This window comes from Salmonella sp. 32010601201800023SM (genome assembly GCF_017572235.1).
GTDB lineage: Bacteria > Pseudomonadota > Gammaproteobacteria > Enterobacterales > Enterobacteriaceae > Salmonella > Salmonella enterica.
Genome location: NZ_JAGEQS010000006.1, coordinates 173785 through 187453 on the forward strand (window position 1 = coordinate 173785; position 13669 = coordinate 187453).

At 51.0% G+C, this 13669-nt stretch carries 16 protein-coding genes; 4 read left to right on the plus strand and 12 right to left on the minus strand.

Annotated features, from left to right (window positions below; genetic code table 11):
• Positions 1-210: 210 nt before the first annotated feature.
• From yaiA to J4617_RS18015, 3 genes are all read right to left on the minus strand, one after another.
• Entirely contained in the window at positions 211-402 is a 192-nt protein-coding gene (gene yaiA, locus J4617_RS18005; protein WP_001143161.1) for a protein YaiA, read from the minus strand.
• A gap of 26 nt (positions 403-428) precedes the next feature.
• Complete coding sequence (gene aroL, locus J4617_RS18010) at positions 429-974, minus strand: shikimate kinase AroL (RefSeq protein ID WP_000983569.1); 546 nt, start codon at positions 972-974, stop codon at positions 429-431.
• Between the two features lie 184 nt (positions 975-1158).
• The gene (locus J4617_RS18015) at positions 1159-1614 is read right to left on the minus strand and encodes a YaiI/YqxD family protein (RefSeq protein WP_000158137.1); all 456 of its coding nucleotides are present in this window, start codon (positions 1612-1614) and stop codon (positions 1159-1161) included.
• 139 nt (positions 1615-1753) lie between these two features.
• Between J4617_RS18015 and proC the strand changes: the two genes are divergently transcribed.
• On the plus strand, positions 1754-2563 hold the full coding sequence (gene proC, locus J4617_RS18020; RefSeq protein ID WP_017465389.1) for a pyrroline-5-carboxylate reductase: 810 nt from the start codon (positions 1754-1756) through the stop codon (positions 2561-2563).
• A 14-nt stretch (positions 2564-2577) separates the two neighbouring features.
• On the opposite strand, the gene adrA is transcribed toward proC, so the two are convergent.
• The 5 genes from adrA to J4617_RS18045 form a co-directional block, all read right to left on the minus strand.
• On the minus strand, positions 2578-3690 hold the full coding sequence (adrA, locus tag J4617_RS18025; RefSeq protein WP_000484085.1) for a diguanylate cyclase AdrA: 1113 nt from the start codon (positions 3688-3690) through the stop codon (positions 2578-2580).
• A gap of 91 nt (positions 3691-3781) precedes the next feature.
• The gene (gene psiF, locus J4617_RS18030) at positions 3782-4102 is read right to left on the minus strand and encodes a phosphate starvation-inducible protein PsiF (protein ID WP_000705165.1); all 321 of its coding nucleotides are present in this window, start codon (positions 4100-4102) and stop codon (positions 3782-3784) included.
• 351 nt (positions 4103-4453) lie between these two features.
• Positions 4454-4714, minus strand: coding sequence for an anti-adapter protein IraP (gene iraP, locus J4617_RS18035; protein WP_001518423.1), 261 nt, complete (start codon positions 4712-4714; stop codon positions 4454-4456).
• 296 nt (positions 4715-5010) lie between these two features.
• Positions 5011-6222 carry a multidrug efflux MFS transporter gene (locus J4617_RS18040; protein ID WP_000446768.1) on the minus strand — a complete coding sequence of 404 codons (1212 nt, stop codon included), beginning with the start codon at positions 6220-6222 and terminating at the stop codon, positions 5011-5013.
• Between the two features lie 168 nt (positions 6223-6390).
• Positions 6391-7104, minus strand: coding sequence for an extensin family protein (locus J4617_RS18045; protein ID WP_000480794.1), 714 nt, complete (start codon positions 7102-7104; stop codon positions 6391-6393).
• A gap of 77 nt (positions 7105-7181) precedes the next feature.
• Between J4617_RS18045 and ddlA the strand changes: the two genes are divergently transcribed.
• Entirely contained in the window at positions 7182-8276 is a 1095-nt protein-coding gene (ddlA, locus tag J4617_RS18050) for a D-alanine--D-alanine ligase (protein WP_001096595.1), read from the plus strand.
• 25 nt (positions 8277-8301) lie between these two features.
• Here the strand turns inward: ddlA and J4617_RS18055 are convergent, their stop codons facing one another.
• Positions 8302-8517, minus strand: a complete 216-nt coding sequence (locus tag J4617_RS18055) for a DUF2754 family protein (RefSeq protein WP_001239240.1) — start codon at positions 8515-8517, stop codon at positions 8302-8304.
• Positions 8518-8784: 267 nt separating this feature from the next.
• Between J4617_RS18055 and J4617_RS18060 the strand changes: the two genes are divergently transcribed.
• A complete protein-coding gene (locus J4617_RS18060; protein WP_000763139.1) occupies positions 8785-9093 on the plus strand; it encodes a YaiY family protein in 309 nt (102 codons plus the stop codon).
• A 37-nt stretch (positions 9094-9130) separates the two neighbouring features.
• On the opposite strand, the gene yaiW is transcribed toward J4617_RS18060, so the two are convergent.
• Together yaiW and sbmA are read right to left on the minus strand one after the other, a co-directional pair.
• Positions 9131-10225, minus strand: coding sequence for a surface-exposed outer membrane lipoprotein YaiW (yaiW, locus tag J4617_RS18065; RefSeq protein WP_001616292.1), 1095 nt, complete (start codon positions 10223-10225; stop codon positions 9131-9133).
• Positions 10226-10239: 14 nt separating this feature from the next.
• The gene (gene sbmA / locus J4617_RS18070; RefSeq protein ID WP_000477024.1) at positions 10240-11460 is read right to left on the minus strand and encodes a peptide antibiotic transporter SbmA; all 1221 of its coding nucleotides are present in this window, start codon (positions 11458-11460) and stop codon (positions 10240-10242) included.
• 346 nt (positions 11461-11806) lie between these two features.
• Here sbmA and ampH point away from each other — a divergent pair, with 346 nt between their 5' ends.
• Positions 11807-12964 (plus strand): D-alanyl-D-alanine-carboxypeptidase/endopeptidase AmpH, encoded by a 1158-nt coding sequence (gene ampH / locus J4617_RS18075; RefSeq protein WP_000830777.1) that lies wholly within the window; start codon positions 11807-11809, stop codon positions 12962-12964.
• 44 nt (positions 12965-13008) lie between these two features.
• Here the strand turns inward: ampH and iprA are convergent, their stop codons facing one another.
• Positions 13009-13632 (minus strand): hydrogen peroxide resistance inhibitor IprA, encoded by a 624-nt coding sequence (gene iprA / locus J4617_RS18080; protein WP_000950242.1) that lies wholly within the window; start codon positions 13630-13632, stop codon positions 13009-13011.
• Positions 13633-13669 lie beyond the last annotated feature (37 nt).

Sequence of the window (13669 nt, forward strand, 5' to 3'; positions counted from 1 at the left end):
ATATTCACACGCTCACCGCGCTACCTGCCCTACAAATCTCAGAAAGCGTAGCAGCAGATGAGCAACGTATTGTGTAAAGATTCCAAATAACTCCAATATTGTATTGTTATCGCTTAATTTACGGTTTTAGTTGCCAGTATAAATGTTTCAAGAATGTGATGGAGATACAATTTAGGGGTACTCAGAATCCCTTCCGAGTGGTTCATGCGTCTATGATTTATCCGGATCTTCGTAACGTTTTTTCGCATCCATCGCTTCTTCTGCGGTCGGATGCTCGCTGATGAGCGAATCAGGTTTCGGATGGTCAGCCCGTAGCTGATACCACGTCACCGTCTGGCCCGGCGTGCCTTTTTCAATGGTGACGATATAAGCTTCCCGCGGATAAGGTGGTCTGGTTGGCATAGCGTTTCCTTTATTCTGGGTGAGCGTTAAGTATAGACATCTCCCTGTAACCGTTGCGTCGACGGCGGCAGCGCCGCAATAATTTCAGAAACGACCTGGGCCGGCGCTTTCGTCGCGTCAATAATGTAATGCGCCGTTTCGCGATACAACGCGTCACGCTGCTCAAGCACTTCCCGAACCTCTTCGCTCAACGGCTTGCCGGTGAGGGTCGGGCGCAGATCCGCTTCAGGTTCAGCCTCAAGCCGGTTAACCAGCGTGGATACCGGCGCGCACAGATAAATCACTACGCCAACACGGTGCATATAACGTCGGTTATACTCCGTGAGAATAATACCGCCCCCCGTCGCCACGACAGTCGAAGGCGCGCTTACCGCCTCCAGGGCCGCGGTTTCCCGGGCGCGGAACCCTCCCCAGCCTTCTTTTTCAACGATATCAGCGACGCTCATCTGCACGTGCGATTGCAGCCAGCGGTCGGTATCCGCAAACCGGAAACCGGTTGCCTGCGCCAGCGCCATACCGATGGTGGTTTTCCCACAGCCCCGCGGGCCAACAAGATAAAGAGGTTGCATCATAGCAGGCGTTCCCCCAGGAACTGCGCATACGCAGGATTTGATATCAGCAATGTTATAATCATATCATCTAACTAGTACAATGCATAAATGTAAATAATAATTTACACAAAGGTACTAAAGTCACAATATTAGTACTATAGCAAGAATCAGAAATGAATAAACTGTAAATTTTTCATTACAGGATTTATTTTTTACGCTGGCTTTCCAGCCACCACTTATCCAGCTCGGCGGCAAAATGCTGACGATCGCGCGGCGAGAGAGTGTTTGGCCCCCCCGTTTGTACGCCGCTGGCGCGTAGCGTGTCCATAAAGTCACGCATCGTCAGACGTTCGCGAATCGTGGCGTCGCTATAGCGTTCTCCCCGGGGATTAAGAGCCGCAGCGCCTTTTTCCAGCACTTCAGCCGCCAGCGGAATATCCGCGGTAATCACCAGATCGCCCGCTTCGCATTGACGCACGATTTCGTTATCCGCCACGTCAAACCCGGCGGCCACGCGGAGCGTGCGGATAAAACGCGAAGGCGGCACGCGCAAGGCCTGATTGGCAACCAGAATAAGCGGCAACTGCATCCGCTCGGCGGCGCGGTACAAAATTTCTTTAATGACATTCGGACACGCATCCGCATCCACCCAGATGGTCATAATGTCTCCCGTACGGTATACAATCTTTTATTGTCTCGCGCTTTTGTCTTTCATCAAAGTGCTGTTTCTCCTTCTGCCCGTTTTCAATCCGCGTTAAGCTAACCATTCCCCATAACACACAAACATAGGGAATGACGAGATGGAGAAGAAAATCGGTTTTATTGGCTGCGGTAATATGGGCAAGGCTATTCTTGGCGGACTGATTGCCAGCGGTCAGGTACTTCCCGGTCAGATCTGGGTCTACACCCCCTCCCCCGATAAAGTTGCCGCCCTGCATGACCAGTACGGCATTAATGCGGCGCAAAGCGCGCAGGAGGTCGCTCAGGTCACGGATATCGTTTTCGGCGCGGTAAAACCGGGCATTATGGTGAAAGTGCTCAGTGAAATCTCCTCCAGCCTGAACAAAGACTCGCTGGTGGTCTCTATCGCCGCAGGCGTAACGCTTGATCAGCTTGCGCGCGCGCTGGGACACGACCGTAAAATCATTCGCGCTATGCCGAATACGCCGTCGCTGGTCAACGCAGGAATGACCTCCGTCACGCCCAACGCGCTGGTCACACCGGAAGATACGGCTGATGTACTGAATATTTTCCGCTGCTTTGGCGAGGCGGAAGTGATTGCTGAGCCGATGATCCATCCGGTGGTTGGCGTGAGCGGATCTTCGCCGGCCTATGTCTTTATGTTTATCGAGGCGATGGCGGACGCTGCCGTTCTGGGCGGTATGCCTCGCGCTCAGGCTTATAAATTCGCCGCGCAGGCCGTCATGGGATCGGCGAAAATGGTACTCGAAACCGGAAAGCATCCCGGCGAACTGAAAGATATGGTGTGCTCGCCTGGCGGAACGACGATTGAAGCCGTACGCGTTCTGGAAGAACGTGGCTTCCGCGCTGCGGTAATAGAAGCGATGACGAAGTGTATGGAAAAATCAGAGGCGCTCAGTAAATCCTGAAGCCCGGCTGGACGTCATGCCGCCACTTCGGTGCGGTTACGTCCGGCATTCTTTGCTTTATAAAGCGCCATATCCGCAGACTTTAGCCATTCCCGATAATGACCGATTTGTGGCGTTAACGGCGCCACGCCCACGCTGATACGTAACATGACCTGCGGCGCGCCCGGCAAGCGTAAGGTATTTAGCCGTTCATGCACTCGCGACATGGCGGTAATCGCGCTGTCTGCCGGCGTTCCGCACATAATCACCGCAAATTCGTCGCCGCCAAAGCGCCCGATAATATCACTCCCGCGTAGCGTTATCTGTAATTGACGCGTCAGGGCGATAATAGCCTCATCCCCAACATCATGTCCCCAGGTGTCGTTAATGCTCTTAAAATGATCGATGTCGATAATCAACAATGTCGCCTCCCGATGGTGGCGTCGGCTGTGATCGAATTCATTACGTAATAAAATTTCCCAGTGGCGTCGGTTATAGACGCCGGTCATGCCATCCCGCGAGCTCATCGCCTGCAAGCGTCGCTTATGTTCCGCTAATTTAATGGCCGTTTGATAGCTTACCCAGGCGAACAGAAGCGGATACAACATAATGACGGGCAAAGAGAGCGTGACTTCCAGCGACGAGCTTCGCATCGCGACAGGTAGCCCGGTAAGCTGCAACGTCACCAGACATGACACCAGCAAAAGGCCCATTCCGACAGTGAATAACCGCCGCCCGCCAGCGCCCATCAGATTCATGCTCATCATCATAAACAGCGCGGCGGCAGGCAACATATTGACGCCCATCAGCGCGATCCACATGCCGGAGAGGATCGCATCCACTTTCAGGTTGTAAATTTCCTGGCGTAGCGGATCAAGGGCTTTCGCCGCCCACTGCCACGCCAGATGCGGCCAGACAAAAGACCAGCCGACCAGCAATAGCCACCAGCCGCCAAAGACAGGTTGCGACACTAACACGGCGGCCACCGGTAAAAACATCCCCCCTAACCCCACCGCACGCGGTAGCCTGATGCGCCGGGCGAAGCGCAACCCGGAGCGCTGACGATCATCAGGAGGGTCAGGCGGCGCTACCGCCTGTTCAACCGCTTTTCGGTAAAAATTTTCATCATTCATTATTTTTGGGAACATTTAGAAACAATTTTCCCAAATTATAGAAACAGAGCGCATGGAGGAAGTATGAAATTTCGGGTGAGTGTTTTTCAGGACTCACCCGATAGCACTACGCCGCTTTTTTCAGGCAGGCGCTCATAAACTTGCTACGGTCATCGCCTTTCAGTGATTGTTCCGTCGCCTGAACATTGCATTCACGCATTTTCTGCTGTTGCGGCGTCAGGCTTTTCTCGCCAGGGGCTGACTGACTGTTTTTCAGGCAGTCGCTAAGGTAGGTTTTACGCGCATCGCCTTTCAACGCTTGCGCTGTCGCCTGCTGATTACAGGTCGTCATGCGCTGCTGTTGCGGCGTTAACGGTTTCTCGGTTGCGCCGACGGCGGTTAAAAAGACCAGGCCAAAAAGTAAAGTCACCAGTAATGTTATTTTCATAGCACCATCCTTTTGTCAGTGTACACATTACACGTTGTCCCTTTGGGAAATATCCCAGGGACTTTATATAAGTCTGGCTGTTACTGGCAAAAATACCACCCGGCTGTAAAAGTATTACTTACCGTTAGCAATAGATGTTTTATTGATTGACAAACCGTAGGCTAATGTGCAATTCGATTATCCACAGTTACACTGGCAGGATGCAGAAGAACAGCGCATAACGTTACACTGTTATTACCATAGCCGCTTCGTTTTTATTTTGCTCTGTATTACCCAGAAGAAAATAAAAACGAAGCGGCTATGTTATTTCATAAAAGTAACGTTATAACAACTGTGTTGTTTTAAATACGATTAGTGCCGGGGGTGTCTCAGCAACTTTTTTACATATTGGCGCAGCAATTCCGTATCGTGATCAGGAACGCTGGCATCCGGCTTTACGCCTTCAAGTGCCCCCTCTACCTGACGTATCAACATCTCCTGCTCGTTTTGCGCCATGTTACGTAACATTGCTGTGACGATAATCTCTAACGCTTCTACCTGAGCAACCAGTTCTTTCGACTCTTCTTCTTTTTGGGCTAGCTTAAGCAACAACTCTGCTATGAGATTTTTCATGACCATATTTCCTTATTAGTTCCAGGGTGACGTTATCACTATGAAGAACCACTGCCTAGAGGCTGAAAGTACTATTTTTATGATACAGGAAGAACTTTACACAAATAATTATCACTGTCGCCGCAGCGAAACGTTTCTCAGGCCGTAAACGAGACGATAATAAACCATCAAAAAACAATAATCACGCTATATCATAATTTAAGGTTATGCCATCTATAGAAAAACTTCACGGATAAAGAATATATCTTTTAATTTAAACCATATCGTAACGGCAGAAGCGCCGTTACGATGCACCGCTATTGGCCTTTCGCTTTTTGCGCGTTACGCCGACGACGTAACGCCAGGGTCAGTTGTCCAATATTGATCAACACGATCGCCGCCGTAGCGATAAAAACCCAGCGGAAACCGGCCATCGCCGATACCGTCGCGCCCATCAACGGCCCAACCACGTTGCCCAGGTACATAAATGACTGGTTGTAGCCAAAAATACGTCCGGTAATTTGGTCGCTGGAGTATTTCACCAATAACGTTTGTACGGCGGGTAACATCGCGCCATCGGCAAAGCCTAACAAGAAACGCAACAGCCCCAACTGGAACGGCGTAGTGACCCAGGACATCGCGAAGAAAAGCAGCACTGCGCAGATAAGCGTGGCCATCAGAATTCTTTCCGTGCCGATTCTGTCGCCAAGTTTTCCCAGGCGAGGCGCGGAGATAAGCGCAGAGATACCGGGCACCGAGGCAATTAACCCGCTAAGAAAGGCGATGTTATTACTGTCCGGCATCATTGATTTGATAAACAGCGCCAGGATTGGACTGATGGAACCATTACAGAGTTGAATGACCATCGTGGTAAAAAACAAACTGATCACCAGCGCAGGATAAGGTAACGACGCAAAAACGGCTTTACCGCTCAGGCGTTCGCTTTTCTTGATGACCGGACGCACGCCTTCTTTAATTAAAAATAGCGTGACCAGAAAGCTCACCACCAACAGCATGGCGGTAATCAGAAATACCGCCCGCAGCCCGATATGATCCGCGACAAAGCCGCCCATTAACGGCCCGCCGATAACGCCGCTGATCTGCGCGGTAGAAAGCGTACTGAGCGCCCAGCCGCTACGTTCGCGTGGTACCTGAGAGGCTACCAGCGCCATGGCATTGGGGATATAGCCTGACGTTAACCCCATGATTCCGCGCAGCAGGAAAAGTTGCCAGACATGGGTCGCAAATGCCTGCAGTAGAATAGCTATCGCCATCCCGAGCGACGCGCGCAATAGCATCAGTTTACGCCCTTTACGATCGGCGAGACTGCCCCACATCGGCGACACAATGGCGGAAATAAGAAACGTGATGCTAAACGTTAACCCGGACCACATTGATAACGCTTCATGGGAAGAGACGCCAAGCTGGGAAATATAAAGGGGTAAGAATGGCAGGATTTGGCTGATTGCCAGCCCGGTAAAAAAACATCCAAACCAAACGGAAATTAGATTAACTTTCCAGGATTCCATAAGACTCGTAACGGTAAGTAGCTGAAAATACGCGTTAGCTTAGCAAGTTCTCTTTTTCCTGGTGGTTCCAGAGGTGCGATACGTCACACTTTGCTATTTTGTCTCCCCGTTCATCATTTTTGTGAAACATGTCACATTATATAGCCGCGCAAGGCAGACGTTTATGCTTTAACGACACACGCCGTAGCCCCGCATTCCAAGATGAAAATGGTTAGCATGCGCAGCGTTATAGTCAGGCCCGAGCCCATTGCCATAATAATGGCAACTGGCGTTTAACATAGCGCGTAACCAGGGCCCCGTCTCCTGACGCCCCCAGCCGCGCAGAACAGTGATTTTTCGGCCATCTGATAGCTGAAACCCGCTGACATCCAGCGCTTCTGCGCTGGCATGTTCACTGCGACGCGCATCCGGGCGGTGATAAATATTACGGCAGGCATAGCTACCCAGATGTTCGATGCGGGTCAGGCGGCGCTTCATCCACGTTTCTGTTAAAGGTTTTGCCTGCTGTTCGACAAACAGCGCGGAGCGCAGCGCCAACGGGCAGGAGGCTAAAAAACTGCTGCTCAGTTTAACCTGGCCAAAATCTCTGACGCGCACAACATGGGACAAGGGACATTCACCAGCGCTATCCGCAACAGGTTGTGATGAAATTAATCCCTGTTGATTGGCCGCCGTCAACAGCTCCCGGCACTGCGACGGCGTAAGGCGCTGTAGTTTGAAGGTCGTGATCCAGCCTGGCGGATCGGCAAGTTGTAGCGGAGCAAAAGGATTATAATAAGAGGGAAGATAACGATATCCCAGCCCGCCAATGCCGCCCAACAGCACAATAATCAGAAAACCCTTACCTCTCACGCGGCCTCCGTTCTCACATCCCATAAACATTATGGCAGAAGCCCGCGAAACCCGCGTTTTGTCGTGGTAATGTATACGCTTTGCATTCGATGGAATGGGTTTTTAAGATGGCGAAATTGCGGGTAGGAATAGTATTTGGCGGTAAGTCGGCGGAACATGAAGTGTCTTTGCAATCAGCGAAAAATATCGTTGATGCGATCGATAAAACCCGCTTCGACGTGGTGCTGTTAGGGATAGATAAGGCGGGACAATGGCATGTTAACGATGCGGAAAATTATTTGCAGAATGCAGACGATCCGGCACATATCGCGCTACGTCCTTCGGCAATCAGTCTGGCCCAGGTGCCTGGCAAACACCAACACCAATTGATTAACGCTCAGAACGGGCAGCCGCTACCGACGGTAGATGTTATTTTTCCTATCGTCCACGGTACGCTGGGCGAAGACGGCTCATTGCAGGGGATGCTGCGCGTCGCAAACTTACCGTTTGTCGGTTCAGACGTGCTGAGCTCCGCAGCCTGCATGGATAAAGACGTCGCCAAACGACTGCTACGCGATGCAGGACTGAATATCGCCCCGTTTATTACACTCACCCGAACGAATCGTCACGCGTTTAGTTTTGCCGAGGTTGAATCCCGTCTGGGACTGCCGCTGTTCGTTAAGCCCGCCAATCAGGGCTCTTCGGTCGGCGTTAGTAAAGTCGCTAACGAAGCGCAATATCAGCAGGCGGTCACGCTGGCTTTCGAATTCGATCATAAAGTGGTGGTGGAGCAAGGGATCAAAGGGCGCGAGATCGAATGCGCCGTATTAGGTAACGATAACCCACAGGCCAGTACCTGCGGCGAAATCGTACTGAATAGCGAATTTTACGCCTACGATACTAAGTATATTGATGATAACGGCGCACAAGTTGTCGTGCCTGCGCAGATCCCTTCCGAGGTGAATGATAAGATCCGCGCGATCGCGATCCAGGCTTATCAGACGCTGGGGTGCGCGGGTATGGCGCGTGTCGATGTCTTCTTAACGGCAGACAATGAGGTCGTGATTAACGAGATTAATACGCTGCCAGGTTTTACCAATATCAGTATGTATCCAAAACTCTGGCAGGCGAGCGGATTGGGCTATACCGATTTGATCAGCCGTCTGATTGAGCTGGCGCTGGAACGCCATACGGCGAATAACGCCTTAAAAACCACGATGTAATAGCGCACGCCCGATAGCGCAACGTTTATCGGGCGTCTTTTACCTCATCATCTTCGCGCCGGCGAATGATGAACCCCGCCAGCCAGAAGCTAATAATCCACGTTACCAGCCCAACGCCATAGGTTTGCCATCCTTTCGCCTCAAAACCCAGCAATCCTACGACGCCATTCAAAATAAAGATAAGGCCAATAGAGAAGGCATAGTAGTGCCAGTCACGACGAATTTTTACAGGCAAACGCATAACGACTCCGACGTATTAACAGCAACAAAAACGTATTTTTGCATACTTCTGGCGAGCGAGTCTGTGGGGGATACGGAATTTCTTAAATGTTAATTGATTTTGATAAAAGTGATCGTTTTGTGACAACTAACAAAAATTTACGCGATGGATACATTCCGTATGTGAAATTACCATGATTCTGATATTGACAAACACAATGACCTGTCAGACTTCACAGTAAGCCGATGGCATAACGCCAGATCGTAGCCGATCATCCTGGAGGTCTTTATGGCTGATTTCACTCTCTCAAAATCGCTGTTCAGCGGGAAGCATCGAGAAACCTCCTCTACGCCCGGAAATATTGCTTACGCCATATTTGTACTGTTTTGCTTCTGGGCCGGAGCGCAACTCTTAAACCTGCTGGTTCATGCGCCAGGCATCTATGAGCATCTGATGCAGGTACAGGATACAGGTCGACCGCGGGTAGAGATTGGGCTGGGCGTCGGGACGATTTTTGGCCTGGTGCCCTTCCTCACGGGCTGCCTCATTTTTGCCGTTATCGCCGCGTTTTTACGCTGGCGTCACCGTCACCAATAAACCTTAGCGCGCTAGAGAAAATATCCCAGCGCGAAATTTATCGCCCCATACACCGCGACCGCCGCTCATCAACTCGTTTAGCAAACCAGGCGGTCGTCAGCTTGCGCGTGATCTTCGGACTTTCTAGTTGAATACCGGGCAACATTTCCCGCGCAAGCGTCTTGCCCGTTTTGGCCTCGGCCAGTTTATAGACTTTCTTGTAGAGCGCCGTTTTTTCAAACGCCAGGCTATCGCCTTTCTCCAGTTGGCTGCGAATTTCACGCTCACTCATTCCCAACTGCCCTGCCAGTTTGCGTACCGCTAACTCTGTTTTGCCCGGTTCCTTGCTGTTATAACGAATCAGATCGCCATCCAGCGCCAGTTTTACCCCACTGGCTTTACTGACGGCATTCTGGAACGCAGCGTTACGGCTGGCGTACCATCCCGCGTTGAAGTCGGCGAAGCGGAAAACAGGCGCGCTGTAGTTCGCCGGGTAATTCAGCAAATGGTAAGTTCCAAACCACAACCCGCCACGGCGCGTAAAGACCTCCTGACGTACCGTACCCGCCATCTTCCACGGATAACCTTTCGCGTGCTGTTCGGCAAAGGCAATGCTGACCTGCATCGGGCCGCCCGTATGCACCGGGTTATATGAGCCAAATAGCGTCTGCCCCATAGGAACCATATTGATAAAATCATCAAAAATAGCGCTAAGCTGTTTTTCGGTTTTTACCGTGTCCAGGCGTTCGCTATAGCTCTTGCCGTTGGGGGAGTTAATTTTCAGCGCGGTGTGCACCAGAAACAGCGGGATGTGTAGTCGTTCAGCGCGGCGATCAATCTCCTGCCAGGCGATTTTACTTAGCCCCGGCACGACAGGATCCGCCTGATAACCGGACTCCTGCTGGGCGACAGCCAGCACCGAACAGATATTTTCTACCGTCGGCGCCAGCCCCTGGCTCTTAAACGTTGTCGCGATATCTTTCGCCCAGGCCTCTCTGTCTTTGACACTGGCTGGCATTTTCTGACGTACTACGCTTGCCACGTCGACAGGCTTCTCGCCCTTGCTCACCGGCTGCCCGGATTGACTACTACAGCCAGCCAACATGGCGACCGCCAGAAAAGGCAGAGGATAAAGACGGGACGCCGCCGACATAACGTTTCCTTCTGTTAGCTAAAAGAGTGGGTCACTTCCTGAACTGGCTGACCATCCAACTGACGTTCAAAGCTACGTAAACGTTTATAAATAGACATCAGCTCCACCAGCGTCGTCCAGGAGTTAATCAAATACTGGAACGAACCGCGCACCTGGCCAAACACGTTGGTGATTTGCGTCATCAGCCCCAGCGTAATCGTACCGGCAACAATGGAAGGAAACAGCAGGAACAAACCGAAAACGTTATCGACCTGCAAATAGAGAATGCGCGCGATGTTGAAATACATATAGTGAAAGTAGAGACGGAAGTAGTTATGGCGCACCGCGCTAAACAGTTCACGGACGGTGGGCGGCGTGGCGCGGCTGGCGTCATCTTCACCGTAGACCAGCTCCTTACGATAAGCTGCTTCCACTCGCTGATTTTTAAATTCCAGCCCCGGCAATTTGATCCCGACGACCGCCAGCAGGCCCGTCCCCATTAATGACCAGACTATGGCGGCAATGACCAGGCCGTAAGGGATATGTCCTACGATGGGTAAATTCGGCACATGCGCTGACAGGGTGACTAACACCGGCAGAAAGGCGATAAGCGTCATGATGGCATTGATAAAACTCACGCCCATATTCTCCAGTGTAGAGGCAAAACGCATGGTGTCTTCCTGCACACGCTGGGCGGCCCCTTCGATATGGCGCAGGTACTGCCAGTGCGCCATATAGTGCTCATTCATTGCGGTACGCCAGCGAAATACATAGTGGCTGACAAAGAAGTTGTTCAGCACGCCGATCACCACGGCGATAAGCGCAATACCGAGAAACACCCCCACTTCATGATAAAATTGACCAAGAGTGACCTTGTGCGGCGAGCTGAGCGCCGTTTGAATCAAATCATAGAACGGCGCGTACCAGGCGTTAACCGCGACGCCAACCTCCACCAAAAACCAGGTGACAAAAATAATGAGCGAGGTGCCAAGTATCGACCAGTACTGCCAGCGGTGCGGGCTATAGATGAACCAGAACGTTGCAAATAATCCCACGCAAATCAGGTAATAAGCATAAAAAATCAGATAGTCCAGCGACCAAAAGCGCGCTGCGCTGATAGGCACTTCATCCGATGCCCCTACAAGTCGCGCCACCCAATCTCCTCCTCCCGCCTGCCAGAAAATGACGGCGATCAGCGCCCAAACAAACGCCGACATGAAAAACGGCCCTGGCTTTGGGAAAAAAGATTTAAACATCATGCTCTCCTGCTAACTTCTTATCTTTATTACGGCTGCTGTGACGGCGGCAATAGCACGCCATGCCCACGCAAATGAAAGGGCTAAACCAGGCATTGTGACCTACGTTGTGACGCTTAGTTCGCATTTCTGCTCAACAGAATTGTTTCGACGAGTTTCATACTCAGCAGGCACGCTGACGCTATCAGGTTATCACAAGCGCTTTATCACAAAAGTAAACATTCTCCATCACGAAAACCCGCCGTTACGTTTTTTCACCTACTTTTTTCTCTTTAACGTTTTGCAATGTGCCGCCGGGTAGTATAAATACGCATAACCACCGTTATTTCACTTATGGACATCACCGTTGAAACGTAGTCTGCTTTTTACTGCCATGCTGTTTGCAGCATCACTTACTTCTGTCCAGGCGGCTCAGCCGATTGCCGATCCGGTTTTTGCCTCTGATATCGTTGATCGTTATGCCGAGCATATCTTTTATGGTAGCGGCGCCACGGGCATGGCGCTGGTGGTGATCGACGGCAATCAACGCGTGTTTCGTAGTTTCGGTGACACCAGACCGGGCAATAATGTTCGTCCACAGCTTGATTCGGTCATTCGTATCGCTTCGCTCACCAAGCTAATGACCAGTGAAATGTTGGTAAAATTGCTCGATCAGGGAACGGTAAAATTAAACGATCCTCTCAGCAAATATGCGCCTCCCGGCGCGCATGTCCCGACGTATCAAGGCACGCCGATTACGTTGGTCAACTTAGCAACCCATACCAGCGCGCTTCCGCGAGAACAGCCAGGCGGCGCGGCGCATCGTCCGGTATTTGTCTGGCCAACCCGCGAACAACGCTGGAACTGGCTCTCTACCGCAACGTTAAAAGTCGCGCCAGGCTCGCAGGCGGCCTATTCCAATCTGGCGTTCGACCTGTTAGCCGACGCGCTGGCGACCGCCTCCGGCAAACCTTATACGCAACTGTTTGAAGAAAAGATTACCCGCCCGCTGGGAATGAAAGACACCACGTTTACCCCCTCTCCCGATCAGTGTAAACGTCTGATGGTGGCAGAGAAAGGCGCAAGCCCCTGTAATAATACGCTGGCTGCCATTGGCAGCGGCGGGGTCTATTCTACGCCAGGAGATATGATGCGCTGGATGCAACAGTATCTGTCGTCAGATTTCTATCACCGTAGCCAACAGGCCGATCGTATGCAAACGTTGATTTATCAGCGCACACAGTTAAAGAAAATCATCGGGATGGACGTACCGGGTAAAGCCGACGCGCTCGGTCTGGGCTGGGTCTATATGGCGCCAAAAGACGGACGTCCTGGCATTATCCAGAAAACGGGAGGCGGCGGCGGTTTTATTACCTATATGGCGATGATCCCACAATATAATATTGGCGCTTTTGTGGTCGTAACCCGTTCCCCCCTCACGCGTTTTACCAATATGAGCGACGGGATTAACGATTTGGTTACTGAGCTAAGCGGCAATAAACCGATTGCTATTCCTGCATCCTGAGTCGTCGCGCCTCGCGCTATATCAGACGAGGCGCAACATTTTTGTTAATATTCGGAGGGCAAACGGTTAATACTGATCAGTTTGCCTTTATTCATTTCAATGTAATTACCCTTACGCAGGGCCGCGAGAACTTCCGCCACCACCGATCGCGATACGCGCGTTCGTTGATGAATATAATTCATAACGCCAATACGTGAGCGAAGTTCTTCATCCCACTCAATCATTGTCATTAACGTCGCACGAATCTGGTCGTAAGAATTATTACCAATGAGCTGCTTGTCACGAAGCTCCAGTACCTGACTTTTCCATACTATCCAACAGAAGGCTTCACGCCACAGTTGGTTCTGCTCAATGATGGCGAGAGTTTGTGATGATGAGAGGCGATAACCGATGCAACCGCTCTCCGCAATTAATTTATATTGTGCCTCTTTTTTCGCCACGCCATCGGCTAAGCCAAAAATAAAAGGGGCCTGCACAATACCAATAAGAACTTTATCACCCCGAACTAACGAAACAACCCCCTCTAAAATAACAAAGGTATGGGTATTACTTTCATCAGGTGAACAGATAATCTCTTTATCATTAACAAACTCGAAACGCGTACCATGCTTAGAAAGGCATTTATCGAGTCTGTAGAATTCCTGTAGTGGCTTGCTTAAAGATAACATATGCATTCCTTGCAATAATGCCGTCAAGTCCTTGACG

What these genes read in the sequence shown, in the direction of transcription:
- yaiA (WP_001143161.1), bottom strand. Translation starts at nt 402, where the DNA reads ATGCCAACCAGACCACCTTATCCGCGGGAAGCTTATATCGTCACCATT.
- aroL (WP_000983569.1), bottom strand. Translation starts at nt 974, where the DNA reads ATGATGCAACCTCTTTATCTTGTTGGCCCGCGGGGCTGTGGGAAAACC.
- J4617_RS18015 (WP_000158137.1), bottom strand. Translation starts at nt 1,614, where the DNA reads ATGACCATCTGGGTGGATGCGGATGCGTGTCCGAATGTCATTAAAGAA.
- proC (WP_017465389.1), top strand. Translation starts at nt 1,754, where the DNA reads ATGGAGAAGAAAATCGGTTTTATTGGCTGCGGTAATATGGGCAAGGCT.
- adrA (WP_000484085.1), bottom strand. Translation starts at nt 3,690, where the DNA reads ATGTTCCCAAAAATAATGAATGATGAAAATTTTTACCGAAAAGCGGTT.
- psiF (WP_000705165.1), bottom strand. Translation starts at nt 4,102, where the DNA reads ATGAAAATAACATTACTGGTGACTTTACTTTTTGGCCTGGTCTTTTTA.
- iraP (WP_001518423.1), bottom strand. Translation starts at nt 4,714, where the DNA reads ATGAAAAATCTCATAGCAGAGTTGTTGCTTAAGCTAGCCCAAAAAGAA.
- J4617_RS18040 (WP_000446768.1), bottom strand. Translation starts at nt 6,222, where the DNA reads ATGGAATCCTGGAAAGTTAATCTAATTTCCGTTTGGTTTGGATGTTTT.
- J4617_RS18045 (WP_000480794.1), bottom strand. Translation starts at nt 7,104, where the DNA reads ATGTTTATGGGATGTGAGAACGGAGGCCGCGTGAGAGGTAAGGGTTTT.
- ddlA (WP_001096595.1), top strand. Translation starts at nt 7,182, where the DNA reads ATGGCGAAATTGCGGGTAGGAATAGTATTTGGCGGTAAGTCGGCGGAA.
- J4617_RS18055 (WP_001239240.1), bottom strand. Translation starts at nt 8,517, where the DNA reads ATGCGTTTGCCTGTAAAAATTCGTCGTGACTGGCACTACTATGCCTTC.
- J4617_RS18060 (WP_000763139.1), top strand. Translation starts at nt 8,785, where the DNA reads ATGGCTGATTTCACTCTCTCAAAATCGCTGTTCAGCGGGAAGCATCGA.
- yaiW (WP_001616292.1), bottom strand. Translation starts at nt 10,225, where the DNA reads ATGTCGGCGGCGTCCCGTCTTTATCCTCTGCCTTTTCTGGCGGTCGCC.
- sbmA (WP_000477024.1), bottom strand. Translation starts at nt 11,460, where the DNA reads ATGTTTAAATCTTTTTTCCCAAAGCCAGGGCCGTTTTTCATGTCGGCG.
- iprA (WP_000950242.1), bottom strand. Translation starts at nt 13,632, where the DNA reads ATGTTATCTTTAAGCAAGCCACTACAGGAATTCTACAGACTCGATAAA.